Below are 23,484 nucleotides of genomic sequence, written 5' to 3' on the forward strand. Positions count from 1 at the left end.
CCCTACGGCATCCAGCTTATCGTCTTCCGAACAGCTTCTCCACATCCGCGAGCTTCAGCTCGACATAGGTCGGCCGGCCGTGATTGCACTGGCCGGAGTTCGGTGTCTCTTCCATCTCGCGCAGCAGCGCGTTCATCTCTTCCGGCCTCAGCCTGCGGCCGGCCCGCACCGACCCGTGGCAGGCCATGGTGGCGGCAACGTGCATCAGGCGGCGCTCCAGCGGCAGTGCCTCGTCCCACTCGGCCATGTGCTCGGAGAGATCGCGCAAGAGCCCGCCCGCATTGGTCTTGCCGAGCAGCGACGGCGTTTCGCGCACCGCGACCGCGCCGGGGCCGAAGGATTCGATTGCGAGCCCGAACGATGCGAGCTCGTCGCTGCGGTCGAGCAGGCGCTCCACCGTGGCTTCGTCCATCTCGACGATCTCGGGGATCAGCAGGATCTGCCGCTGGACGCCGTTTTCGGCGAGCGAGGCCTTCAGCCGCTCATAGACGATGCGTTCATGGGCGGCGTGTTGGTCGACGATGATGAGGCCGTCGCGAGTCTGCGAGACGATGTAGGTCTCGTGGAGCTGCGTGCGCGCCGCACCAAGCGGGCGATCGACCAGATCGGCTACGGGCTGCGTCTCGAACCGCACGTCAGCGCTCGGCGCGCCAACGTCGAAGGCGGCTTGTGCGCGCTCGGCGAAAGCGGGCGCTGCGGACCCTTCGAACGACGGCAGGGGCCCGGCCGGAGCAGACGGCGACTGCCGCCAATCCCAGCTCGCCGGGCGGGGCGTGAAAGCTGGCCGGAACGCGGACAATGCGCTCTCGCCGCTATTGGCGGCCGTGCGCCGACCCTCGCGCGCCAGCGCTTCCTTCAACCCATGCACAATCAATGCGCGCACGAGACCCGCATTGCGGAAGCGCACCTCGGTCTTGGCCGGATGCACGTTGGCATCGACCTCGCGCGGGTCGAGCGTGACGAACAGCGCCAGCACCGGATGGCGATCGCGCGGCAGATAGTCGGCATAGGCCCCGCGCACCGCACCCAGGATCAGCTTGTCGCGCACCGGGCGGCCGTTCACGAAGAGATATTGTCCGAGCGCGTTGGCCTTGGTCAGCGCCGGCGCAGCCGCATAGCCCGCAACGACAACGCCCTCGCGTTCGGCATGGACCTCGATGGCGTGGCTGCGGAACTCCGCGCCCAGGATGTCGCCGAGCCGCGTCAGGCGTCCGGCGGTGCCAGGCAGGGCGGCCGCCCAGGTCACCGGCGCGCGCTCCTCGCCCGCCAGCGTGAAGGCGATATCGGGGCGCGCCATCGCGAGCCGTCTGACCACCTCGCGAATGGCTTCGGCCTCGGTGCGGTCGGTCTTGAGAAATTTCAGCCGTGCCGGTGTCGCGTAGAAGAGATCGTTGACCTCGACGCGCGTGCCATGGGCCAGCGCCGCCGGCATGATCTCGGACTTCTCGCCGCCCTCGACATTGAGCGCCCAGGCATGCGGCTCGCTCGCGTGCCGCGTCGTGATCGACAGCCGCGCCACCGAACCGATCGAGGGCAGCGCCTCGCCACGGAACCCGAGCGTGCGAATTTGCAGGAGATCTTCGTCGTCGAGCTTGGAGGTGGCGTGGCGCTCGACCGCGAGCGACAGATCTTTCGCGGTCATACCGCCGCCATCGTCGGTGATGCCGATCCGGCGACGCCCGCCGCCATCGGTGAAGACATCGATCCGGCTCGCGCCGGCATCGATCGCGTTCTCGACCAGTTCCTTGACCACGCTTGCGGGACGTTCGACCACTTCGCCGGCGGCGATGCGGTTGACGACCTGCTCTGGCAATTGGCGGACGGGCATGAACTCGATCTTGGGCTCGGTCTGAGATTCGCAGACGCGCTATTCTATGCCGTGTTGCGTCAAAAGCATGTGTTGGGCAACAGGAACGTGGCGGGCTGGGGAAGAGGGGTGTCTATCACATTGAAGACGCTGGACGTTCGATAAAATCGCATGCCGGCGACTGCTCGATCTTCGGCCTCGCTCCTGATTGTGAGGTGCCGGGCACGGGTGTAGCATCGTGAAAAAACGGCAACAGGACGGGAGGACGCCATGTGCCATTTGTTCGCGCACCAACCCCAACGCGACTACGAATCCCAGACCCGCTCGTTGCGGATCGGTGGTCACTGCACCTCGATCCGGCTGGAAATGGCGTTCTGGGACACGCTAGAGCAGATCGCGGCCAGGGAGAGCATGAGCCTCGGCAAGTTCCTGACCACGCTCTACAACGAGGTGCTCGACCATCACGGCGAGGTCAACAATTTCGCCTCGCTGCTGCGTTGCTCCTGCCTGATTGACCGCTCGCGGAACGTGGTGCCCGCGCAGAGTTTCAAGGCAACCGTCGCCCCCATTCTCGACGCGGCCGAATAGCTCCACCCTCAATTGTCGTCCTGGCTTTCGCCAGGACGACAATTGAGGTTGAGAGATCAAATCTCCTTCTTCTGCATCGCACCCGCAATGTAGTCGGCCTGCCGGATCGCCAGCGCGACGATGGTCAGGGTCGGGTTGCAGGCCGCGCCGCTGGTGAACTGGCTGCCGTCGGAGACGAACAAGTTCTTGACGTCGTGGCTCTGTCCGAACTTGTTGACCACGCCGTCCCGTGGCTTCTCGCTCATCCGGTTGGTGCCGAGATTATGCGTGCTCGGATAAGGCGGCGTCGGATAGCTCACGGTGGCGCCGACGGCGTCGTAGACCGCCGCACCCTGCTTGTAGGCGTGGGCGCGCATCGCGACGTCGTTCGGATGATCGTCGAAGTGTACGCTGGCGACCGGCTGGCCGAACTTGTCCTTCACGCTAGGGTCGAGCGTGATGCGGTTGGTCTCCTGCGGCATGTCCTCACCGACCAGCCACATGCCGGCCATCCGCGGATAGCCGTCGAGCGCTGCGGTGAACGGACGGCCCCAGGCGCCGGGGTTGAGGAATGCCGCCATGAAGGGCAAGCCGATCGACAGCGTCTCCATCTCATAGCCACCGACGAAGCCGCGCTTCGGATTGTTGGCGGCCTCGTCGCGGATGATGCCCGCCATCGTGGTGCCGCGATACATATGCACCGACTTCTCGAACACGGCGTAGACGCTGCCGGTCATGTGACGCATGTAGTTGCGGCCAACCTGGCCCGATGAATTGGCGAGACCATCGGGGAACATGGTAGAGGCACTGTTCAACAGCAGCCGCGGGCTCTCGATCGAATTGCCGGCCACTGCAACGATCCGCGCCTTCTGGCGCTGCATCGCCCCGCTCTCGTCGGCATAGACGACGCCGGTGACCTTGCCGCTCGAATCATGCTCGATCTTGACCGCCATGCTGCTCGGCCGGACCTCGAGATTGCCGGTGGCCTCGCCCTTGGGAATCTCGGTGTAGAGCGTCGACCATTTCGCACCGGATTTGCAGCCCTGGAAACAGAAACCGATCTGCTGGCACGAGCCGCGTCCGTCGCGAGGCTGGCTGTTGATCGCCATGTTGCCGGTGTGGACGGTCTTGTAGCCGAGCTTCTTGGCGCCGGCCTCCAGCACCCGGAAATTGTTGTTGCCGGGAAGTCCGGGAATGCCGTTGGTGCGGGTCACGCCCATCTTGTTCTCGGCCTTGGCGTACCACGGCTCCATCTCGGTGAGCGTGACCGGCCAGTCCAGCAAATTGGCGCCGGGAATGGTGCCGTAGGTGCTCTTGACCCGATACTCGTGCTCGTCGAAGCGCAGCGACGCGCCGGCCCAATGGATGGTCGAGCCGCCGACCGCCTTTACGATCCAGGCGGGGAGACCCGAGAAGTCCTTGGCGACGCGCCACGTTCCTGATGTGGTGCGCGCGTCCGTCCAGGCGAGTTGGGAAAAACTATCCCACTCGTCGTTGATGAAATCCTGGTTCTCGATGCGTGGGCCGGCTTCGAGGATGACGACCTTGACGCCCTTCTGCGCCAGTTCGTTGCCCAGTGTGCCGCCGCCGGCGCCGGAGCCGACGATCACCACAACGCCGCTGTCGTTCAGATCGAATTTTGCCATTTGCGTTCTCCTGAACCGTTGGGGTGCGCCTTAAGCCTTCGGCAGCCAGTCGATGTCGGCAAAGCCGCGGTTGATGTACCCGCCATGCTCGGCGGACGAGCCCTCGTAACCGAACCGTGGCCAGACCTCTTTCTGGTTGTAGAGCGAGACGATGAGGTCGCCGCGCACCTTTTGGAAGAAGTCGCTCTGCTCGATCTCCTTCAGCAGCACCACGCGATCGGATTCCCAGGGCACCTCGGCGTAAGCCACCTTATGGCGGTCGCGCGCGTTCTGATCGAGCCTGGTGATGCCGTCGCTGATGAGGGACTTGACGGAGGCATCCTTGGCCGCCTTGCCGTCCCACGGCTTGATCGCGGTGATGTAGTAGCTGTCGCCGAGGACATCGTGCGGATAGATATCGCGCGCGACCTTCACTAGCGTCTTCATTGTCGCAGGCGAAAGCGCGGTCGCATCATCGGCCCATGCGCCCTCGATGCTGACGGCGACGCTGGTCGCAACGGCTGCGACCGGCACGGCGGTCGCCGCGCCCTTGAGAAAGACGCGGCGGCTGTGCTTGCTTCGACGATCGACTTCTCTCATGGGTTTCCTCCGTTGATTTTGTGATTTGGATTTTTTGATTGGGTTAGTTGAAACGTCCGCCTCGCTGGATCACTTCGATCTTGTAGCCATCGGGATCGCTGACGAAGAAGAAGCGCGCCAACGTCTTGCCATCATGCTTGAAGTCGCGCAGCGGCCCCGGTGCGAGCTCCTCACGCGCGAAGCGCGCATGCTCGGCATCGAGATCCTCGACCACCACGGCGAGATGGCCGTAGCCGTCGCCGAGCGCGTAGGGTTCCCTACGATCGAAATTGACCGTCAGCTCCACCTCGAAAGGGGAGGACGGGTGACGCAGATAGATCAGGGCAAAGTCCGCGAATTTCAGGTGGTCCGCGACTTCGAGGCCGAAGGCGCGCTTGTAGAAGTCGAGCGCGCGGGATTCGTCGAGTACGCGGATCATGGAATGGACAGGCTTGGCCATTCAGTTCAGCTCCTTGAGAAAAGTGATGATGGCGGCGCGCGTCTCCGGTTTGGCCTGGCGATATGCCATGACGACGCCGGGAATGACGGCCTGCGGATTGGTCAGCCACGCATCGAGCCTGGTCTCGTCCCAAGCAAAGTCTGCTTTCGCGAGGCCGTCGGAGTAATGAAACCCTTCGACCTTGCCGGCCGGCCGTCCGACGATCTTGACCAGCGGCGGACCTTGCCGCATCGGTTCCGACAGGTTGGTGGTGTGACACACCGCGCATTGTTGCTTGAACAGCGTCACGCCATCCGGTGGTTTCGCTGCCGGCAACGGCATCTGCGCGTCGGCGACCCGCGACACCAGCACCACTGCGGTGCACAATCCCAACACGGCTGCGCGCATCGCGAAAGCTCGCTCATCCACAAATCGACGTCGACGCGCAAACTCTAGGCGGCGCCAAACATGCGGTGGTAGTAGCGGGCTGTTTCGCTGCAAGCGGAGATGCTCTTGATGTGCGTTGTTCCGCGTTGCCGCATATGCGGAGCACAATTCCGCGAAACCGCCTCGAAATCCCTAAACGATGACCACACGAGGCGGATTGCATCGCGACCGCGCCGTTCGAACTCTCGACGCGATGAACTGGTCCGGTGCAGGCGGGCGGCGCAGAACGCAACCGACCTGTTCATTGCGAAAAATCCAGGAGAAATGGATGAAGTTAGTGAAGACCTCTGCAACCGCATGCGCTCTCGCGGCCCTCATTGCGACGCCCGTTTTTGCGCAAGGCGCGTCATCTGGCACCAAGCCTGGCGGCACCGTGCAAAGCAAACCCATGCAGGGGGGCGCGTCAGCCAGCGAAGATGAGGATCTCGGTGCGCAGCAGGGAGCTGCGGGTGAGAAGGTGGGCATGAAGTCGACCAAGGGGACGAAGGGCACGGTCGGCACCACCGGCAGCGCAACGCACAAGGGGGCGGTCGAGGATTCCGCCTCAGGCACCAGCACCGGCAAGCGTTACTGACCCCACCCGACACAGCAAACCTCCGGTCGCCCGGCGGCCGGAGGTTTCTTGGTCAATGTCCTGGTCAATCAGTCGTCGAAGCCGCGGCCGCCGCCGCGTCCGGCCTTGACGTCGCTGCGGCGCTTCTTGCCCTCGAGGCGGCGCTGCTTGGAGCCAAACGTCGGCTTTGTCGCGCGCCGCGGCGTCGGCCGTATCATCGCCTCACTCAGGATATCGACGAGCCGGTCAATGGCGTCCTGGCGATTGCGCTCCTGGGTGCGGAAGCGCTGGGCATGGATCACGATCACGCCGTCCTTGGTCATGCGCTGGCCGGCGATGCGGGCGAGCCGGATCGCCGCATCTTCCGGGATGGTCAGCTTGCGCGCGTCGAAGCGTAGCTGGGCCGCGGTCGACAATTTGTTGACGTTCTGCCCGCCCGGGCCGGAGGCGCGGACAAAGCCGATCTCGATGTCGTCCTCGTCGATGACGAGATCGCGGGATATCCGCAGCATGGGAGCACCATTCGTGATGTCCGGACATATCCCGGACGTCCATTTTCGGCAATGGCGCGTCATTGGAAACGCAAATGGCCGGGCAAGCCCGGCCATTTCAGGGAAGCGTACAGAACGTCAGTTCGACTTCGTCGCCGGCGCTGCCGCCGGTTGCGCGGCGGCCTGCGGGGCGCGGCCGACGATGACGGTCAAAAGCCCCTGGCCCCAGAGCCGCTTGGCCGCGGCCTTGGCGTCGTCCAGCGTCACCGCGTCGACGATGGCGTTGCGCTTCTCGATATAGTCGATCGGCAACTTGTCCTGCTGATATTGCAGCAGTGCCTGCGCGAGCTTGGAAGAGGTATCGAGCGCCAGCATCTGCGAGCCCTTGAGGTAGGACTTGGCCTCGTCGAGCTCCTTCTGCGTCGGGCCCTCGTCGGCGATGCGGCGTACTTCCTTCTCGATCGCGTCCATGGTGTCGCCGGCGCGGTCGGCGCGCGTGCCGGTGTTACCGATAAAGACCGCCGAATGCTCCATCCAGAGCAGCGATTCGAACACCGAATAGGCGAGGCCGCGCTTCTCGCGGACCTCGTGATAGAGCCGGGAGGACAATCCGCCGCCACCAAGGATATGGTTGACGACATAGGCCGCCATGAAGTTCGGATCGCTGCGCTTCACGCCGGGGCCGCCGAAGGTGATCACGGTCTGCGGCACGTCGAGCGGCACGAAGGCGCGTTGCGGCGGCTTTGCGGCCTCGATGTCGGGGACCGCTGTGAGAGTGGCTTTGGCAGGCAAGCTGCCGAACGTGTGGTCGAGCAGCTTGCCGAGGGTGGCCGGATCGACGTCGCCGACGACCGCGATCTTCAGCGTGTCCTTGGCGAGCACGCGGCCGACATAATCCTTCATGTCGGGGACCGTGATGGTCGGTACGCTCTCCAGCGTGCCGGTGGTCTGCTGCCCGTAAGGGTGATCGCCGAACGCGATCTCCAGGAATTTGCGGCTTGCGAGCGAGCTCGGGTTGGTGGTCTCGCGGCGCAGCCCCGAAATGACCTGGGATCGGATGCGCTCGACGTCGGCCGTCTCGAAATGCGGCGAGGTCAGTGACATCCGCAACAGGTCGAAGGCCTCGTCCTTGTTGTCGCGCAGCATGCGCAGGCTGCCGCGGAAGGTGTCGCGGGTGGCGCTGAAGGAGAGCTCGATGGCGCGGCGGTCGAGCCGCTCGTGGAACGTCTTGGAGTCGAGATCGCCGGAGCCTTCGTCGAGGAGGTCGCCGACGAGATTGGCGACGCCCGGCTTGTCCTTGGGGTCCTGCGCCGAGCCGCCGGCAAAGGAATATTCCATGGCGATCAGCGGCACGGTCGCGTCCTGCACGAACCAGGCCTCGATGCCGCCGGGCGAGGTCAGGTGCTGGATCTTTGCGGCGGCCTGCGACGGCGAGACCGAGGCAAGCGCGAGCGCCGCGCCGGCGGCCAAGGAGAGCGCGAAGTGTCTTGTCCGCAGGAAGTGTCTTGCGCGAAGGAAAGGATGGTTCACGAACGCTTCTCCTCGCGCTTGGCGGGTGTGGTGTCCTTGATCAGATAGCCCGTCACCGAGCGCTTCTTCTCAAGCCATTTTTGCGCAGCTTGACGGACCTGTTCGCCGGTGACGGCGCGGATACGGTCGGGCCAGCTTCTGATGTCCTCGATCGATAGGCCCGTGCTCAGCGCGCCGCCGTACCAGCGCGCCAGCACAGCCTGGTTGTCCTGGGCGTAGATCGCCTCAGCAATGAGCTGGGTCTTGACCCGCTCGAGATCCTCGGCGCGGATCGGGTTCGCCACGATGTCGGCGATGACGCCGTCGATCACCTGCTCGACATCCGCGAAGCTGACGCCGGGTCTCGGCGAGGCCGCGACTGCGAACTGGGTCGGGTCGAGCGAGACGCTCGAATAGCTGGCGCTGGCGGAGACGGCGAGCGGCTTGTCGACGACCAGCGCGCGGTAGAGGTAGGAATTGCTGCCGCTGCCCATCAGTTGCGCGAGCACGTCGAGTGCTGCGCTCTCGCCGGCCGCGGCCGTCGTTGCCGAGGGCGCCAGATAATAGCGCCGCAGGCTGGGCTGCTCGACGCGCGGGTCGGACAGCGTGACGGTGCGCGGTGCGGCCGGCTCCGGCTCCTGTGGGCGGATGCGCTGTGCGGGGATCGCCGGCTGGGCCGGGATCGGGCCGAAATTGCGCTCGACCAGCGGGCGGATGTCGGCGGCCTCGACGTCGCCGGCGATCACCAGGATCGCGTTGTTCGGCGCGTAGAACCGGCGGTAAAAGGCGAGCGCGTCCTCGCGATTGAGCTTCTCGATCTCCTGGTGCCAACCGATCACCGGCCGGCCATAGGGATGGTTGAGATAGAGCGCGGCCATGACCTGTTCGTTCAGGCGCGCGTCGGGGCTGTTGGCGACGCGCATGTTGTACTCTTCGAGCACGACGTCGCGTTCAGGCAGCACGTTCTCGTCCTTGAGGATCAGGCCGGTCATGCGGTCGGCCTCGAACTCCATCATGGTCGGCAATTGCTCGCGCGGTACGCGCTGGTAGTAGTTGGTGTAATCGACCGAGGTCGAGGCATTCTCGTTGCCGCCGACGCGGAGCACGGTCTGGGAGAATTCGCCGACCGGATGCTTCTCGGTGCCCTTGAACATCAGATGCTCGAGGAAATGGGCAAGGCCCGATTTGCCCGGCGTCTCGTCGGCCGAGCCGACCTTGTACCAGATCATCTCCGTGACCACGGGCGTGCGGTGATCGGGGATCACCACGACCTGGAGGCCGTTGCTGAGCGTGAAGCTGGCGGGCGGGGCCGATGTTACGGTGGTCTGAGCGAAGGCGGCGCCGGTCGCAAGAACACTGGACGAAAGCAGCGCGGCGATAAGGCAGGCAGCCGATCGGTAAGAGGACATCATCATCCTTATGAAAGGCCGAGCCCGGACGTCCGGCTCGGAGGCACGGCATGGTACACCGCGCCGCTGAGGCTTCGCGTCACGAAGCAGAGAACGCTATCAAGGCGCAACTAAATTGCACGTAAGCTAATCGTGCGCCGGGTCACACAGACCGGGCGCGCCAGATCGGCGCCTGTCGAGACGCCGCGGCGGGCGACGGGCGCTATTGTTCCCTGTCCTTGCCGGACATGATGTCGAAGTACATATGCTTCGTCTTATCCATCCCCTCGCCATAGGCATAGCCAGACGAAGGCGTCTGATATCCCGGAGGCGGCTCGGTCAGCGACTGGCGCGGCGGCTCGCTTGTGAACGGCTTGGACTCGGCTTTGCCGCCGACGCCCCTCATCATGTTCCAAAGGCCGCCGGTGAAACCGAGTTCGGCGGGGCTCAGCGACGGGTTGCCGTTGGTGCCCGGCTGGATCGGATCGCTGTTCGTGCGCTCGGGGGCGGCGGTCTGGCCGGCCTTCATCTCGGCGGGCGTCAACGGCTGGGCCGCCTGCCAGTTCTCCGTTGCCTTGACCGCCTTCTTGCGCTGAGCGATGGCCTCCTTGCGGCGCCTCTCGTCTGGGTCCTTCGGCCAGTTCGGTGCGTTCTTGGCTTCGGTCCCGGCGGGCGGCGGCAGGTCGAGCTTGGGTGGCACCACCAGCGGCGACCGCTCGCGGTACTCGATACCTTTCTTCTCCATGCTCTTGGCGCCGATGCCGGACATCAAATTGTCGATGAGCTTCTCTTCGAAGGTCATGTCGTCATCGTCGTCGCCGTCGTCACCGGCGCGGACCGGGCCTGCCGCCATGACGAGGCCGATGCCGAGTGCGACGGCGGACAATTTCAGCGCCCGCCAAATCCCCGTCCGGGGGTCTCGAACCATCGAACCACTCGTCTCGGAGCTGCGCATACCTGTACCTGTTCCAAATTGTGGCAGATGCCGCGTCACGCGCAGCCGCCCCTCGCAAAGCAGGGTTCCATCTCCGGTCCGTATCGGCCGGGATCAGGGCGCTTTTGCGGCGGGTACCCCCAGGAAGGAATCATACAATAGGGCCGCCACCCCGGCAACGATGGCCACGTCCGCCAGGTTGAAGACGTACCAGTTAAAGGTATTTCCGGCGATCTCGATATGAAACAGAGCGAAATCCACCACTGCGCCATAGGCCAGGCGGTCGATGCCATTGCCGATGGCGCCGCCGATGATCAGCCCCAGTGCGACGGTCGCGAGGAAGGTGTGCGACCGGGCCATCCAGATCGCCAGCGCGACCACCGCGATGGCCTTCACCGCCATCAGCGCGAGCTGCGCCGCCTGGCTGTCGTTCTGGAGCCAGCCGAAGCTGATCCCGATGTTCCAGGCCAGCACCAGGTCGAAGAACGGCGTCACCTTCACCACGCCGCGACGGGCGAGGTCGAACCCGTTCAGCAGCCAGAGCTTTGAGGCCTGGTCGAGGATGACGGTGATGACGGCCGAGATGATGCCGACGCGGAGCGGGGTCATGGCCGGGGATTAGACCCCCACCCCCAGCGCCTTCCATTCGCGCAGCGCCTTGGCGTCGCGCGGTGTGACGTCGGGATATTCAGGGTCTTCGCCGACGGTCGGCGAAATCTTCCAGGAGCGGGCGCATTTGGTGCCAACCGCCTTCTCCACCACGACCGCTACTCCGGGCACGGCATCGAGACGGAACGCATTCGCCGGCGCCTCGCCCTCGCGCACCTCGTAGTTCGAGGTGATGCAGATCTCGGCGAGATCGGTGTCGAACAGCGTCGCCAGCATGTCGCGATCGGCGATATAGATGACCGGAGAGGCCTCCAGTGACGAGCCGATGTTCTTGGCGGCACGCTCGAGCTCGAGGGCGCCCGTGACGACGCGGCGGACGTTGCGGATGGTCTCCCACTTCGCGGCGAGCTTGTCGTCGCGGAGCTTGTCGAGACCTTCCGGAAACTGCGTCAGATGCACCGACGGCTCGGCATCGGGCTTGTACATTCGCCAACTCTCTTCCGCGGTGAAGCTCAGCACCGGCGCCAGCCATTTCAGGATGGCGTTGCAGAGCATGTCGATCGTGGTCAGCGCCGCCTTGCGCGTCAGCGACGACGGCGGATCGCAATACAGCGTGTCCTTGCGGATGTCGAAATAGAACGCCGACAGCTCGCTGTTGAGGAATGCCGACAGCGTCGCCACCACGCTCTTGAAGTCGAACGTCTCATAGGCCTTGCCGACGGCCTCGGCCCGGATCGCGAGCTCATGCAGCATCAGCCGTTCGAGCTCGGGCATCTCGGCGGCCGCGACTGCATCGGCCGGCTTGTAATGATGCAGCGTGCCGAGCATCCAGCGCACGGTGTTGCGCAGCTTGCGGTAGGTCTCGACCGTGTTCTTCAGGATCTCGGGGCCGATGCGCTGATCGTCGGTGTAGTCGCAGGACGCGACCCAGAGTCTCAGGATGTCGGCGCCGGATTCCTTGATGACGGCCTGCGGCTCGATGGTGTTGCCGAGCGACTTCGACATCTTGCGGCCGTCCTCGGCCTGGGTGAAGCCGTGGGTCAGCACGATGTCGTAGGGCGCGCGGCCGCGGGTGCCGCAGCTCTCCAGCAGCGAGGAGTGGAACCAGCCGCGATGCTGGTCCGAGCCTTCGAGATACATCACCGTGTCGGTGCCGCCATCGACCTTGCGCTTGATGCCGGCAAGGCCGGGGAAATGCACGGGATCTTCGAGCACGAAGGCGTGGGTCGAGCCGGAATCGAACCAGACGTCGAGGATGTCGTCGACCTTCTGCCAGTCTTCACTCGCACGCGAACCAAGGAAGCGCTCGCGGGCGCCCAGTGCGTACCAGGCGTCGGCGCCTTCCTTTTCGAAGGCGTCGCCGATGCGGGTGTTGACCGTCTCGTCCTGGAGGATTTCGGCGGAGCCGTCGCCCTTCTCGCGCACGAACACGGCGATCGGCACGCCCCAGGCGCGCTGGCGCGAGATCACCCAATCGGGGCGCGCCTCGATCATGCCGTTGATGCGGTTCTCGCCGGATGGCGGCACCCATTGGGTGACCGAGATCGCGTGCAGCGCGCGGGCGCGCAACGTGTCGCCGGTCTTGGTCTTGCCGTTCGTCGCAATGTCCTTGTCCATCGCGATGAACCATTGCGGCGTGTTGCGGAAGATCACCGGCTTCTTGGAGCGCCAGGAATGCGGATATTGGTGCTTGAGCCGGCCGCGCGCGAGCAGCATGCCCTTGTCGACGAGCGCCTTGATCACGGCCTCGTTGGCGTCGCCCTTCTCGCCCTTGTCGTTGATGACGCGCTTGCCTGCAAAGCCCGGCGCCTGGTCGGTATAGGCGCCGTTCTCGTCAACGGTGTAGGGGATGGCGCTGTTGATGCCGCGTGCATCCAGCTCGCGTGTGCTCGCTGTCCAGACGTCAAAGTCCTCGCGGCCGTGGCTGGGCGCGGTGTGCACGAAGCCGGTGCCGGTGTCGTCGGTGACATGATCGCCGGACAGCAGCGGCACGATGAACTCGTATCCGCCGGCAAGGCCCTTCAGCGGATGGGCGCATTCGATCGCGTCCATGGTGTCGCCGGGGATGTCGCGCACCCTCTCGTAGGCCGTCACGCGCGCCTGCTTGAATACCTCTGCGGCGAGCGCGTCGGCGAGGATCAGGAGATCACCGCTCTTGGCCCAATTGTCAGCCGGCGCGTCGGTGATCTCAAAGAGGCCATAGGCGATCTTCGGCGAGAACGAGATGGCGCGGTTGCCGGGCAGGGTCCAGGGCGTGGTGGTCCAGATCACGATGCTTGCCGAGGCAAGCGCGCCATGGGCGGGCGAGGTGACCGGGAATTTCACCCAGACCATATCGGACGTGTAGTCCTCGTACTCGACTTCGGCCTCCGCCAGCGCCGTTTTCTCGACCACGCTCCACATCACCGGCTTGGAGCCGCGATAGAGCGTGCCGTTGGCGGCGAACTTCATCAGCTCGCGGGCGATCTGGGCCTCGGCCGGATAGTTCATGGTGGCGTAGGGATGGTCCCAGTCGCCGATCACGCCGAGCCGCTTGAACTCCTCGCGCTGCACGTTGAGCCAGTGCGTGGCATAGGCGCGGCATTCTTTCCGGAAATCGATCATCGCGGCACTGTCGCGGAAGTCGGGCTTCTGCTTGCCCTTCTTGCGATAGTGTTCCTCCTCGACCTTCCATTCGATCGGCAGGCCGTGGCAATCCCAGCCGGGTACGTAGTTGGAATCGAAGCCGAGCATCTGCTGGCTCTTGGTGACGAGATCCTTGAGGATCTTGTTCAGCGACGTGCCGATATGGATGTTGCCGTTGGCGTAGGGCGGGCCGTCATGCAGCACGAACTTGTCGCGGCCCTTCGCATCCTCGCGCAGCTTCTCGTAGAGGCCGATCTCGTACCAGCGCTTGAGGATCTCCGGCTCGCGCTGCGGCAGGCCGGCGCGCATCGGAAATTCCGTCTGCGGCAGGAATAGGGTTTTCGAATAGTCTTTGGCTTCGGACTTTTGGGACTTTTGCGGCTTTTCGGACATGAGGCTGACTGGCTCGGAAGGGCGCGGGAACAGATGGCGATGCGGAATCGCGGGTGAAACGACAACATCCCGGTCTTGCGCCGAGCCGAAAGCTCAGGCGGAAGCCGGGCCGCTAATTCCTATGATGCGCCGCGCAAACATGGGCTCTCCATAGCAGCCGGGCGGGGGAAGCGCAAAGGGGCGAACGGCCCAATCCTGACGGCGAGGCACTATTGCGGAATTCTGCAGCAGAACTAATGTATTGATTAACGGAGACTAATTCCATGAACGCGGAGCCGCTTGCCGAGGTGTTCGAGGAGCTCAAGCAGCTCCGCCGACTTGGTGGAAGGCGAGATGCCCAGGCACATCCAGAGATTACATCCTCCCTTGAGGACGCTTACGCTGTGCTGGTCGAGGCTGGCCAGAATGATACCGCGGAGCTAATCCGCCAGGTGATAGACGATCTTTCTCCATCGGGGTCGCTGGTCAGAACTCTGGAGATCAGGACGCTGGCCAACCGCGTCTTTGGTGATACGGCAAAGGCAGCGGCTTGGCTCGATCGACCAAATCGGTCCTTATCTGGCCAGAAGCCGGTCGATCTGTTGCAAGATGAACTTGGCGCGGCTGTCGTCCGCGAGTTGCTTGAGCAGATCGATCACGGAATTTTTGCCTGAGCCCGTAAGATGGAGCTCTGGCGGATTTCGAACTACACCGATTTGTCCGGAATAGGCGGCCTGAGGGCCGCGGGCCGATGGCATTCGCAGGGCAGGCGGATCGTCTATCTCGCCGATCATCCGTCGAGTGCGTTGTTGGAAATGCTGGTCCACATGGATCGAGATCTTATCCCGCCAGCATATCAATTGCTGCGTGTCGCGGTCCCCGACGACCTTCTCGCTGAGACCGTCGGGCCGGAATTGCCTCTGGATTGGAGGACCCAGACGATGGTCAGCCGTGAGATTGGCGATCGCTGGCTCGATCGGTCGACAAGTGCGCTCTTACAGGTGCCATCTGCGATAAGCGCGCAAGGAGCCAACTTTCTCTTGAACCCTGCGCATCCTGATGCAGCGCGCGTCAGCGTAGCCGAGGTGATCCAGGCGCCATTCGATTCACGGCTGCTCGGCTAATGGATCAATCGACCACCCCAAGCCGCGGAAACGCATCCGGGGCGGCGGCCAGCATGGCGCGGGCGCGGGCGGAATCGTCGTCCATCTGGTGGATCAGGGCCTCCAGGCTGTCGAATTTCAGCTCCTCGCGGATGAAGCCGATGAAGGCGCAGTCCAGCGCCTGGCCGTACAGGTCGCCCTTGAAGTCGAACAGGAAGATTTCCAGCAGCGGTGCGCCATTATCGAAGGTCGGGCGGCGGCCGAAGCTCGCGACCCCGTCGAGCCGCTCGGCGCCGCGGCCGACCCGCACCGCATAGATGCCGTACTTCAGGCCGCAATTGGCATCGAGCCGGATGTTGGCGGTGGGATAGCCGAGGTCGCGGCCGCGCTTCTCGCCATGAATAACCTCGCCGGTGATGAACCAGGGGGCGCCCAGCATGGTGGTGGCCTCGTCGATCTGGCCTTCCGCGAGCGCGATCCGGATGGCGCTGGAGGAGACCGGGCGTTCGTCGATATCGACATGCGGCTGCACGTCGACCTCGATGCCGAGCCGGGGCGCCTCGTTTACCAAAAGGCTCGGCGAGCCGACCCGGCCCTTGCCGAAATGAAAGTCGTAACCGACCGCGATGCCGCTCACGCCAAGGCGTCCGATCAGGTCATGGTGAATGAAATCTTGCGCGGTCGTCCCGGCGCGGGCCTTGTCGAAGGTCATGACCACGGCGCCGGCGAGCCCAGTCCCGGCCAAAAGCCGTAGCTTGGCCCGCTCGTCCGTCAGGCGGAATTGCGGGGTGTTCGGGCTGAAAAACCGGCGCGGATGTGGCTCGAAGGTCAATGCCAGCGCAGGCCGGCCCTGCACCCGGCCCATCTCCAGGGCTGCCGCAATCACGGCCCGATGGCCGAGATGGACCCCGTCGAAATTGCCCATGGCGACCACGGCACCCCTGAGAATCGTCGAATCCGGCGTGATGTCGCGAATAACGGTAAAATGCGGGGCCATCAGGGGAATTTCTCGAACCGGCGGGACCGGCCGGACCGTGGCTTGACCCACCCGATGAAGTCAAGCGGGGGGATGCGACCGCATTGAACGCGATTTCAATTGATCGGGGGCGCCCCCAATTAACGGGCTGTTTAACGCCTTGGTGCTAGTCCTTGAAATGTGGAACTGCGGGCCCCGGCCTTGGCAGCTCCAATCGTAAATATTTCCTGGGTATGCGTTGGGGGAGTCGAGATGGCGGTTGATTTGTCGATGTCGGTTCTAGTGGTGGACGACTACAGCACCATGATCCGTATCATCAGGAATCTGCTGAAGCAGCTTGGCTTCGAGAACATCGATGATGCCAGCGACGGTTCGGCAGCGCTGAACAAGATGCGCGGCAAGAAGTACGGCCTCGTGATCTCCGATTGGAACATGGAGCCGATGACGGGTTACGACCTGCTGCGCGAAGTGCGCGCGGATCCCAACCTCGCCACCACGCCCTTCATCATGATCACGGCAGAATCCAAGACCGAGAACGTGATCGCGGCCAAGAAGGCCGGCGTGAACAATTACATCGTCAAGCCGTTCAACGCGGCGACGCTGAAGACCAAGATCGAGGCGGTCTTCCCGGACATGGCGAGCGCGTAAGGCGCTATCAGAGCCATCGGCTGAATTCGGAAGGCCCGGGCTGGTCCCGGGCCTTCTGCATTTGTCCGGACGCTAGATCGCTACCACTTCAACTCGCGCATCAGCGCCTTCGGCGGGTGGCCGAACAATTCCATCACGGATGCCGGGTCGAGCTGGTCGAGGCCCTCGAACTCCTCGGAATGGATGCCGCGGGTGACGAACAGGCAGTCGATACCGAATTCGCGCGCGCCGGTGAGGTCGGTGCGGACGGAATCGCCGATCGCCAGCACCTTCTTCCGATCGATCTGGTGGCCCTGGCGTTCGCCGGCCAGCCGCATCGCACGCTCATAGATTGGCCGGTGCGGCTTGCCGTAGAAGATCACCTCGCCACCGAGCTCGCGATAGAGCTCCGCGATCGCGCCGGCGCAGTAGATCAGCCGGTCGCCGCGCTCCACCACGATGTCGGGGTTGGCACAGACCAGCGTCAGCTTGCGCTCGCGCGCCTTCAGCATCATGCCGCGATAGTCTTCCGCCGTCTCGGTCTCGTCGTCGTAGAGACCGGTGCAGACGATGTAGTCGGCCTCTTCCAGCGGCGCGAGCACCGCATTGAGGCCGCGATAGATCGAGTTGTCGCGCTCGGGGCCGAGCCAGAACATTTTCCGGCCAGGATGGTCGGCGACATAGAGCCGCGTCAGATCGCCGGAGGAGACGATCGCGTCATAGGTCTCGTCGGCGACGCCGAGCTTGCGCAATTGCCGCTGCACGGAGTCGGCCGGGCGCGGCGCATTGGTGATCAGGATCACCGTACCGCCACGGCTGCGATAGGTGTGCAGTGCCTCGCAGGCCTCGGGGAAGGATTCCAGGCCGTTATGGACCACGCCCCAGATGTCGCTGAGCACGACCTCAACTCCGCCCACGAGCTCGCGCAGGCTTTCGGCGAAATGCAGCGCGGTCATGATGCGCGCGGCCGATCAGACACGGCGCGCGAGCGCCGCGTTGCCGGTGATGCGTGGTGACGGAGGGGCGGCAGATGTTGCGCCCGGGCTGGGTGTACCGGAGCCATTAGATCCCTGAATGTCCTGCGCCTGGTTCGGCGCGGCCCCGGCGGTAGCAGAAGCCCCCTCGGGTCGCAATGGCCGGGGCGGCGCGAACAGAAAGCCCTGGCCGAACCGCACGTCATAGTCGAGCAGATCGACCACTGCGCGCTCACCCTCGATCCGCTCGGCAATCAGATCGATACCGAAGCGGCCGAGCAGGTCGGACAGGTCGGAGGGATGAATGTCCGAGGTCGACGCCTGCCTGGGGTCGAGCAGGAGGGATGCAGGCACCTTGATGAAGCGCACGCCGCGGTCGGCGAGCTCGCGCGGCTCGATCCGCAGATCCGTGACATGGTCGATCGAGAAGCGGAAGCCGCGCTGCGCGAGCGCGGCGAGGTTCTCGGTCTCGGCGGGGCCGAGGCCGCGGAAGGTCGACTGCTTGAACTCCAGCACCAGCGACGGCGCCAGCGCCCGGTTGGCCTCGAGGAAATCGAGGCATTGTGCGAAGGTGGTGGAGTTGCCGAGCGTGGAGGCCGCGACGTTGCAGAACACGCCGACATCCTTGTTGCGCACCATCAGCCGGCGCAGCACCTGCACACAGCGCAGCATCACCATATTGTCGATGCGCCCGATCAGGCCGGAGGCCTCAGCGAGGCTGATGAACTCCTCGGCGGCGATCAGCTGTTCGCGCTCGTCGCGCACCCGCGTCACCGCCTCATAGAAGCGCACCTTGCGCTGCGGCAGCGTCACCATCGGCTGGAGGAAGATGTCGATGCGGTTCTCGTCGATGGCGTTGCGCAGCGTCGCCAGCATCTGGGTCTGGTTGCGTGCGCCAGCAGCGGCATGGACCATTGGTGCGGGTGCGGGCCGCGGCGCTGCCGGGAGCGGGGGCCGCGGCGCAACCGGGCGCTCGTCGGGCATGGCGATCAGATCAATCGGCCCCTCCAGTTCAGGCTTCGCGAGCGGAGCCGGGACAGGAGCCGATGTGCCGTCAGCCAGCAGATCCTCGTGGGCCGACACCGTGGCGGCAAGCTGCCTGACCAGCCCGCCGAGCTCGTTGATCTCGCCGACCACCGACTGGATGCGGTCGGAATTGGTCGAATTGGACGAGGCGATGCGTCCCTCGACCGCCGCGAGCCTCCGGCCGAACTCGGCCACCTGGCGGGCGAGGTCGGCGGTGCCGCGCGACAGATCGGCGATCTGGCCGCCGACGTCGCTGCGGTCGCGCAGCCGCATCGATACCGCGTTGTAGAGGATCAGGAAGGTCAGCGCGGTCAGCGCCACGATCGCTGATTCGGTTCCGCTGATGCCGGCGACCGAGTAGAGCACAAGCCCGAGAGAGGCTGCGACCAGAACCATGCAGATGGCGATGAAGATCGTCGAAATGCGAATCATGCCGCGCGTTACGCCTCAAGTGCTGACTGCCCCACCGGGAAAACACGGGTCACTGTGCGAACCCGTCACGCCTCATGCTCCCCCAAGCGGCATCACCCTAACATCATTGTTGATTCGAGGGGATAGCGGCCTGTTCGCGGCTCAAGTCAGGCCAGCCCGGCGAAAGCCTTCCAGGTAGCGCTCACGGTCGGGGGCGAGCCTGATAGGCATGAACTCGGCGATCCAGGCCAGCGAGACGTTCGGCTGGGCGCGGCGGAGTTCCTTCAGCGCGACGCTGGCGATCGTGCCGTGACCCGCCATGGCGGCCGCCGCGGTCAGCACCCGGTGCGCGCCGACGAAGTCGCTGCGCTGGCGCAAGGCTTCCTGCGCGAGCCGGATCGCCTCCTCATAATCGCCGCCGAGGAAGCGGGCATAGGCGGCGATGCCGAAATAGACCGGGGCGTAGGGGTCGCGCGGGCTGAGGCGGATCGCCCGGCGCGCGGCCGCGTCGGCGTCCCGCCAGCGGCCGCAATAGCCGAGCGCCAGGCCGTAATAACCCTGCGCCAGCGCAAAGTTTGGATTGAGCCGCAGCGCGGTCTCGAACTCGGCCAGCGAGTCGTCGAACCGCCGCGCGAACAGATGAACATGACCGAGCGCATTATGCGCCCAGGCATCCTCGTCGTCAGCGCGAATCGCGGCACGCGCCGCGCGCTCGGCGACGGAGATCGCGGCGGCCATCTCCATCCAGCCCATATGCGCCGCGAACATGTAGCTGGTGCCGAGCAGCCCGAGCGCCTTGCCGTAGTTCGGGTCGAGCGCGATGGCCTTTTCGAGCAGGGCCTGCGCCACCACGTGGTCCTGCCGCGTCACCCGCCAATAGTGCGACAGCGCGCGCATCAGCAGATCCCAGGCGTCCATGCTGTCGGGCGGCTTGCGCTGGGCGCGAAAATTCTCCGCGGCATAGAGCTGCGGCTCGATCGCGGCGACGATCGCTTCGGTGATCTCGTCCTGCACGGCGAAGACGTCGGCGAGCTCGCGGTCGTAGCGTTCGGCCCAGAGATGGCTGCCGGTGGCGACGTCGTTGAGCTGCGCGGTGATGCGGACACGGTCGCCGTCCTTGCGAACGCTGCCTTCGACGACATAGCGAACGCCAAGCTCTTCGGCGACTTGGCGCAAATGAACCGTGCGGCCCTTGTAGATGAAGGAGGAGTTGCGCGCGATGACGAAGAACCAGCGCAGCTTCGACAGCGCGGTGATGATGTCCTCGCTAATTCCGTCGGAGAAATAATCCTGCTCGGCCTCGCCGCTCATGTTGGTGAAGGGCAGCACGGCGATTGCGGGACGGTCGGGCAGCGGCAATCCTGTCGGCGCCGGGTCGGCCACAGCTGGCGTGGCCATGGCGGAGAGTTCTGTGACCTCGCCGACGAAGCGCACGCCCTTGCGCGCGACGGTGCGGATCAGCCGTTGCTCCTCGCCGGTGTCCCCGACCGCGCGCCGTGCCGCGTTGATCCGGCTGGTCAGCGTTGATTCCGAGACGACGCGGCCGTTCCAGACAGCATCGAGCATATTGTCCCGCGTCACCACGCGCTCGCGGTTGCCGATCAGATAGAGCAGGAGATCGAACACCTGGGGCTCGAGCGCGACGAGCATATCCGCCCGCCACAATTCGCGGCGCTCGGGATCGAGCACAAAATCCTCGAATTGAAACGCCACGCCTTGCCTCGGCTCCTGCCCGGAAATCAAGGTACTCTCAGCGTAAAATAACGCCACTCTCAAGGCCAGCGAACCGCCAGCGCCCTATCGTCCCGGCAGTTTCAACCGCAGGAGATTGCCATGTCGACATCCGCAGCGCTCAGCGCGCAGGCCACAGTCCAACCCGATCTCGTCGCCGTCAAGCAGCGCCAGCACGGCGCCTGGTCGTCCGGCGACTATGCCGTCGTCGGCACCACCTTGCAGATCGTCGGCGAGCAGCTCTGCGAGGCGCTGGATTTGCGCGCCGGCAGCAAGGTGCTGGACGTTGCCGCCGGCAACGGCAATGTGACACTGGCCGCGGCGCGGCGCTGGTGCGACGTCACATCCACCGATTATGTGCCGGAGCTGCTCAAGCGTGGCCGCGAGCGGGCGACAGCCGAGCATCTGACGATCGAATTCCGCGAGGCAGACGCCGAGGCGCTGCCGTTTCCGGATGCCAGCTACGATGTCGTGGTCTCGACCTTCGGCGTCATGTTCACGCCGGACCAGGACAAGGCGGCGTCAGAACTCGCGCGGGTCTGCAAGTCCGGCGGCAAGATCGGCCTCGCCAACTGGACGCCGCAGGGCTTCATCGGCCAGCTCTTCAAGACCATCGGCAAGCATTTGCCGCCTCCGGCGGGTGTGAAGTCACCGGCCCTGTGGGGCACGCCGGCGCGGCTTCAGGAGATGTTCGGAAGCCAGGCCTCGGAGATCGCCGCCGAGCCACGCATGTTCGTGTTCCGCTATCGCTCGCCGGAGCACTGGCTCGAGGTCTTCAAGTCGTTCTACGGCCCGATGCTGAAAGCCTTCGCCGCGCTCGACGAGACCGGCCAGGCTGCGCTGAAGCGCGATCTGATGACGCTGCTCGCCGAGTTTAACCACGCCGATGACGGCACGGTGGTGGTGCATAGCGAGTATCTCGAAGCCGTCATCACCAAGCGCTGAGGCGGAGTTCGGTCAGCTCGGCGCCGCGGCGCCGACCGTATCGGCTGATACGGCATCGCGACTGCCGAGCGGCTTGGGCCGCCCGGTGGTCGTGTCGTGCAGAGTCTGCCGCTCCACCTCGGAGTTCAGCTCGGCCCCGAACATGATCACAATCGCCGACATCCACATCCACATCATCAAGCCGATCGCCGCGCCGAGCGAGCCGTAGGTCGCGTTGTAATTCGCGAATTTCGACAGGTACCAGGACAACAGCGCCGAGCCGGCGATCCAGAGGAGGGCAGCTGTCACCGCGCCGATGCTCAGCCATTGCCAGCGCGGTGCGTCGCGGCTGGGTGCGAAGCGGTAGAGGATCGCGAGCGCCGCGAGCAGGATGACGAGCAGCAGCGGCCAGCGTGCGAGTGCGGCGATCAGCTGGCTCTCCGGGGCGATGCCGAGATGATCGAGCGCGAGCGGGAACGCGACCACGGCAGCCACCATCAAAAGCAACGCTGCGATAGCGCCGATCGTGAAGGCCAGAGAAATCAGGTTCAGCCGGATGAAGCTGCGCTTCTCGCGTTCCTCATAGGCGACATTGAGGGCGTCGAAGATGGATTTGACGCCGGCATTGGCGCTCCAGATCGCGAGCACCAGGCCGGACAGGAAGGTGATGCCGAGCGCTGTATTGCCATTTGATACGACGCGCGCAACCTGATCCTCGACAATCTGGAACGCGCCCTCGGGCAGCATCATCGCCAGCGTCTGAAGGTTGGCGCTGATCCTGGAGGGATCGGCGAACAGTCCGTAGGACGAGACGAGCGCCGTCACTGCGGGAAAGACCGCGAGCAGCCCGAAGAAAACGACGCCACCTGCAGTCGCCAGCAGGCGATCGTCGTCGATGCGCTGATAGGTGCGCCAGAAAATATCCTTCCAGCCAGCCCAGGGAATCCTGAACGGGCTTCTCGCGCGACGGCCGTGGCCGGGCTGCATCGCTGCGCCCGCAGGGTTTGTTTCCGGCGAATTTGCCTCATTGTTCCGGTGGTCTTGCGGAGGTCCGGATCGGACGAACCCGGAGTCCTCGAAGTAGCGCTTCGCGGTCAGCACGAAGATTGCCGTGGCGGCGACCAGGACCCAACTGTCGAGCTGGTCGGAGCGCCCCGCACGCATTCAGGCGTCCAGTCCATGCCTGCCGCGCTTGCGGCGCGCTGCCGCGAAGCCCAGCAACCCGACAGCGGCGATCATGACGCCGAGCCGCACCGGGCCGTTGGCGCGAACCGGCCGCGCCTTGCCGCCATGGCCTCGTTCGCCCGGCGCGTGCGGTACCAGCGGAATCGTCGTCGCGACCTCCTTCAGGGCCTGCCCGACCGTTCCGCGCGGAATGCGTGGGGTGACGACCGCCACGCGCAGGCGGCTGGCGAGCGGCACGATCGGCCTGGTCTTGCGATTCATCTGAGCCATGGCCGCGCCGGCACAGATCGCGGCCAGCACCAGAAGCACGGCGGCGACCGCGCCGAACCCCCAGAATTGTCCATAAGTGAGTGCAACCCAACGGTACAGCGCGATCAGGCCGACGAAAAAGGCTGCGATGACGAATAGGGCCGCCACCGCGAACAGTCCGCCGGCCACTGCGTAAGAGGTTACCTTGCCGGTTGCGTGGTTCGTTCGGTCGCGAACATAGGATTGTGTGGCGCGTTTGACGTGGTTGAGCTTGAGCGCCAAGCCGGCGCGCAGCAATTCGCCCGATGGCGCAAGCATGCGGACATCCCTCTG

23 protein-coding genes are annotated in these 23,484 nt (G+C 64.8%); 6 read left to right on the top strand and 17 right to left on the bottom strand.

Features of this window, described 5'->3' with window-relative positions:
- Positions 1-16: 16 nt before the first annotated feature.
- Positions 17-1,828: a DNA mismatch repair endonuclease MutL gene (mutL, locus tag UB31_RS15180; protein ID WP_045011396.1), complete on the bottom strand. Its 1,812-nt coding sequence runs from the start codon at positions 1,826-1,828 to the stop codon at positions 17-19.
- Between the two features lie 249 nt (positions 1,829-2,077).
- Between mutL and UB31_RS15185 the strand changes: the two genes are divergently transcribed.
- Positions 2,078-2,395, top strand: coding sequence for a ribbon-helix-helix domain-containing protein (locus tag UB31_RS15185; RefSeq protein WP_045011397.1), 318 nt, complete (start codon positions 2,078-2,080; stop codon positions 2,393-2,395).
- 56 nt (positions 2,396-2,451) lie between these two features.
- Here UB31_RS15185 and UB31_RS15190 read toward each other — a convergent pair whose 3' ends face one another.
- From UB31_RS15190 to UB31_RS15205, 4 genes are read right to left on the bottom strand one after another with little or no spacing between them, the layout of a single operon-like run.
- Positions 2,452-4,020, bottom strand: a complete 1,569-nt coding sequence (locus tag UB31_RS15190) for a GMC family oxidoreductase (RefSeq protein ID WP_045011398.1) — start codon at positions 4,018-4,020, stop codon at positions 2,452-2,454.
- A gap of 30 nt (positions 4,021-4,050) precedes the next feature.
- The gene (locus UB31_RS15195) at positions 4,051-4,599 is read right to left on the bottom strand and encodes a twin-arginine translocation pathway signal (protein WP_045003831.1); all 549 of its coding nucleotides are present in this window, start codon (positions 4,597-4,599) and stop codon (positions 4,051-4,053) included.
- Positions 4,600-4,642: 43 nt separating this feature from the next.
- Positions 4,643-5,038, bottom strand: coding sequence for a VOC family protein (locus UB31_RS15200; protein ID WP_045011399.1), 396 nt, complete (start codon positions 5,036-5,038; stop codon positions 4,643-4,645).
- Entirely contained in the window at positions 5,039-5,425 is a 387-nt protein-coding gene (locus UB31_RS15205; RefSeq protein ID WP_082078528.1) for a c-type cytochrome, read from the bottom strand.
- Positions 5,426-5,732: 307 nt separating this feature from the next.
- Between UB31_RS15205 and UB31_RS15210 the strand changes: the two genes are divergently transcribed.
- A complete protein-coding gene (locus UB31_RS15210) occupies positions 5,733-6,038 on the top strand; it encodes a hypothetical protein (RefSeq protein WP_045011400.1) in 306 nt (101 codons plus the stop codon).
- Between the two features lie 68 nt (positions 6,039-6,106).
- Here UB31_RS15210 and arfB read toward each other — a convergent pair whose 3' ends face one another.
- The 6 genes from arfB to ileS form a co-directional block, all read right to left on the bottom strand.
- Entirely contained in the window at positions 6,107-6,529 is a 423-nt protein-coding gene (gene arfB, locus UB31_RS15215; protein WP_045011401.1) for an alternative ribosome rescue aminoacyl-tRNA hydrolase ArfB, read from the bottom strand.
- A 117-nt stretch (positions 6,530-6,646) separates the two neighbouring features.
- Positions 6,647-8,038 carry a M16 family metallopeptidase gene (locus UB31_RS15220; protein ID WP_502691258.1) on the bottom strand — a complete coding sequence of 464 codons (1,392 nt, stop codon included), beginning with the start codon at positions 8,036-8,038 and terminating at the stop codon, positions 6,647-6,649.
- On the bottom strand, positions 8,035-9,429 hold the full coding sequence (locus UB31_RS15225) for a M16 family metallopeptidase (protein WP_502691259.1): 1,395 nt from the start codon (positions 9,427-9,429) through the stop codon (positions 8,035-8,037). The genes UB31_RS15220 and UB31_RS15225 overlap by 4 nt, the downstream gene beginning before the upstream one ends.
- 199 nt (positions 9,430-9,628) lie before the next feature.
- Positions 9,629-10,360: a hypothetical protein gene (locus UB31_RS15230; protein WP_045011402.1), complete on the bottom strand. Its 732-nt coding sequence runs from the start codon at positions 10,358-10,360 to the stop codon at positions 9,629-9,631.
- Between the two features lie 93 nt (positions 10,361-10,453).
- On the bottom strand, positions 10,454-10,948 hold the full coding sequence (gene lspA, locus UB31_RS15235; RefSeq protein ID WP_045003825.1) for a signal peptidase II: 495 nt from the start codon (positions 10,946-10,948) through the stop codon (positions 10,454-10,456).
- Positions 10,949-10,957: 9 nt separating this feature from the next.
- Complete coding sequence (ileS, locus tag UB31_RS15240; RefSeq protein ID WP_045011403.1) at positions 10,958-13,966, bottom strand: isoleucine--tRNA ligase; 3,009 nt, start codon at positions 13,964-13,966, stop codon at positions 10,958-10,960.
- Positions 13,967-14,229: 263 nt separating this feature from the next.
- Here ileS and UB31_RS15245 point away from each other — a divergent pair, with 263 nt between their 5' ends.
- Complete coding sequence (locus tag UB31_RS15245; protein WP_045011404.1) at positions 14,230-14,619, top strand: MbcA/ParS/Xre antitoxin family protein; 390 nt, start codon at positions 14,230-14,232, stop codon at positions 14,617-14,619.
- Between the two features lie 9 nt (positions 14,620-14,628).
- The gene (locus UB31_RS15250) at positions 14,629-15,069 is read left to right on the top strand and encodes an RES family NAD+ phosphorylase (protein WP_045003822.1); all 441 of its coding nucleotides are present in this window, start codon (positions 14,629-14,631) and stop codon (positions 15,067-15,069) included.
- A 4-nt stretch (positions 15,070-15,073) separates the two neighbouring features.
- Here the strand turns inward: UB31_RS15250 and UB31_RS15255 are convergent, their stop codons facing one another.
- On the bottom strand, positions 15,074-16,045 hold the full coding sequence (locus UB31_RS15255; RefSeq protein ID WP_045011405.1) for a bifunctional riboflavin kinase/FAD synthetase: 972 nt from the start codon (positions 16,043-16,045) through the stop codon (positions 15,074-15,076).
- 231 nt (positions 16,046-16,276) lie between these two features.
- Here UB31_RS15255 and UB31_RS15260 point away from each other — a divergent pair, with 231 nt between their 5' ends.
- Positions 16,277-16,672, top strand: coding sequence for a response regulator (locus tag UB31_RS15260; RefSeq protein ID WP_007596883.1), 396 nt, complete (start codon positions 16,277-16,279; stop codon positions 16,670-16,672).
- Positions 16,673-16,752: 80 nt separating this feature from the next.
- On the opposite strand, the gene UB31_RS15265 is transcribed toward UB31_RS15260, so the two are convergent.
- The 3 genes from UB31_RS15265 to UB31_RS15275 all read right to left on the bottom strand — a co-directional run bounded on the left by UB31_RS15265 (position 16,753) and on the right by UB31_RS15275 (position 20,775).
- Positions 16,753-17,607 (bottom strand): TIGR01459 family HAD-type hydrolase, encoded by an 855-nt coding sequence (locus UB31_RS15265; protein ID WP_045011406.1) that lies wholly within the window; start codon positions 17,605-17,607, stop codon positions 16,753-16,755.
- Positions 17,608-17,622: 15 nt separating this feature from the next.
- Positions 17,623-19,083, bottom strand: a complete 1,461-nt coding sequence (locus UB31_RS15270; RefSeq protein ID WP_045011407.1) for an EAL domain-containing protein — start codon at positions 19,081-19,083, stop codon at positions 17,623-17,625.
- A 141-nt stretch (positions 19,084-19,224) separates the two neighbouring features.
- Positions 19,225-20,775 carry a winged helix-turn-helix domain-containing protein gene (locus tag UB31_RS15275; protein ID WP_045011408.1) on the bottom strand — a complete coding sequence of 517 codons (1,551 nt, stop codon included), beginning with the start codon at positions 20,773-20,775 and terminating at the stop codon, positions 19,225-19,227.
- A gap of 120 nt (positions 20,776-20,895) precedes the next feature.
- On the opposite strand from UB31_RS15275, the gene UB31_RS15280 reads away from it, so the two are divergent.
- Complete coding sequence (locus UB31_RS15280) at positions 20,896-21,738, top strand: class I SAM-dependent methyltransferase (protein WP_045003815.1); 843 nt, start codon at positions 20,896-20,898, stop codon at positions 21,736-21,738.
- 12 nt (positions 21,739-21,750) lie between these two features.
- On the opposite strand, the gene UB31_RS15285 is transcribed toward UB31_RS15280, so the two are convergent.
- Positions 21,751-22,881: a YihY/virulence factor BrkB family protein gene (locus tag UB31_RS15285; protein ID WP_045011409.1), complete on the bottom strand. Its 1,131-nt coding sequence runs from the start codon at positions 22,879-22,881 to the stop codon at positions 21,751-21,753.
- On the bottom strand, positions 22,882-23,469 hold the full coding sequence (locus UB31_RS15290; protein ID WP_045011410.1) for a phage holin family protein: 588 nt from the start codon (positions 23,467-23,469) through the stop codon (positions 22,882-22,884).
- Between the last annotated feature and the right edge of the window lie 15 nt (positions 23,470-23,484).

Origin of the sequence: Bradyrhizobium sp. LTSP849 (assembly GCF_000938255.1) — a bacterium.
In the GTDB taxonomy this organism is placed as follows: Bacteria; Pseudomonadota; Alphaproteobacteria; order Rhizobiales; family Xanthobacteraceae; genus Bradyrhizobium.

Bases quoted from the DNA above. Each gene is read 5' to 3' on its own strand.
- UB31_RS15255 (WP_045011405.1), bottom strand. From the start codon at position 16,045: ATGGCCCCGCATTTTACCGTTATTCGCGACATCACGCCGGATTCGACG.
- UB31_RS15210 (WP_045011400.1), top strand. From the start codon at position 5,733: ATGAAGTTAGTGAAGACCTCTGCAACCGCATGCGCTCTCGCGGCCCTC.
- UB31_RS15285 (WP_045011409.1), bottom strand. From the start codon at position 22,881: ATGCGTGCGGGGCGCTCCGACCAGCTCGACAGTTGGGTCCTGGTCGCC.
- UB31_RS15245 (WP_045011404.1), top strand. From the start codon at position 14,230: ATGAACGCGGAGCCGCTTGCCGAGGTGTTCGAGGAGCTCAAGCAGCTC.
- UB31_RS15265 (WP_045011406.1), bottom strand. From the start codon at position 17,607: ATGACCGCGCTGCATTTCGCCGAAAGCCTGCGCGAGCTCGTGGGCGGA.
- UB31_RS15185 (WP_045011397.1), top strand. From the start codon at position 2,078: ATGTGCCATTTGTTCGCGCACCAACCCCAACGCGACTACGAATCCCAG.
- UB31_RS15250 (WP_045003822.1), top strand. From the start codon at position 14,629: ATGGAGCTCTGGCGGATTTCGAACTACACCGATTTGTCCGGAATAGGC.
- UB31_RS15225 (WP_502691259.1), bottom strand. From the start codon at position 9,429: ATGATGTCCTCTTACCGATCGGCTGCCTGCCTTATCGCCGCGCTGCTT.
- mutL (WP_045011396.1), bottom strand. From the start codon at position 1,828: ATGCCCGTCCGCCAATTGCCAGAGCAGGTCGTCAACCGCATCGCCGCC.
- arfB (WP_045011401.1), bottom strand. From the start codon at position 6,529: ATGCTGCGGATATCCCGCGATCTCGTCATCGACGAGGACGACATCGAG.
- UB31_RS15230 (WP_045011402.1), bottom strand. From the start codon at position 10,360: ATGCGCAGCTCCGAGACGAGTGGTTCGATGGTTCGAGACCCCCGGACG.
- UB31_RS15200 (WP_045011399.1), bottom strand. From the start codon at position 5,038: ATGGCCAAGCCTGTCCATTCCATGATCCGCGTACTCGACGAATCCCGC.
- UB31_RS15290 (WP_045011410.1), bottom strand. From the start codon at position 23,469: ATGCTTGCGCCATCGGGCGAATTGCTGCGCGCCGGCTTGGCGCTCAAG.
- ileS (WP_045011403.1), bottom strand. From the start codon at position 13,966: ATGTCCGAAAAGCCGCAAAAGTCCCAAAAGTCCGAAGCCAAAGACTAT.
- UB31_RS15205 (WP_082078528.1), bottom strand. From the start codon at position 5,425: ATGCGCGCAGCCGTGTTGGGATTGTGCACCGCAGTGGTGCTGGTGTCG.
- UB31_RS15190 (WP_045011398.1), bottom strand. From the start codon at position 4,020: ATGGCAAAATTCGATCTGAACGACAGCGGCGTTGTGGTGATCGTCGGC.
- UB31_RS15195 (WP_045003831.1), bottom strand. From the start codon at position 4,599: ATGAGAGAAGTCGATCGTCGAAGCAAGCACAGCCGCCGCGTCTTTCTC.
- UB31_RS15280 (WP_045003815.1), top strand. From the start codon at position 20,896: ATGTCGACATCCGCAGCGCTCAGCGCGCAGGCCACAGTCCAACCCGAT.
- lspA (WP_045003825.1), bottom strand. From the start codon at position 10,948: ATGACCCCGCTCCGCGTCGGCATCATCTCGGCCGTCATCACCGTCATC.
- UB31_RS15270 (WP_045011407.1), bottom strand. From the start codon at position 19,083: ATGATTCGCATTTCGACGATCTTCATCGCCATCTGCATGGTTCTGGTC.
- UB31_RS15260 (WP_007596883.1), top strand. From the start codon at position 16,277: ATGGCGGTTGATTTGTCGATGTCGGTTCTAGTGGTGGACGACTACAGC.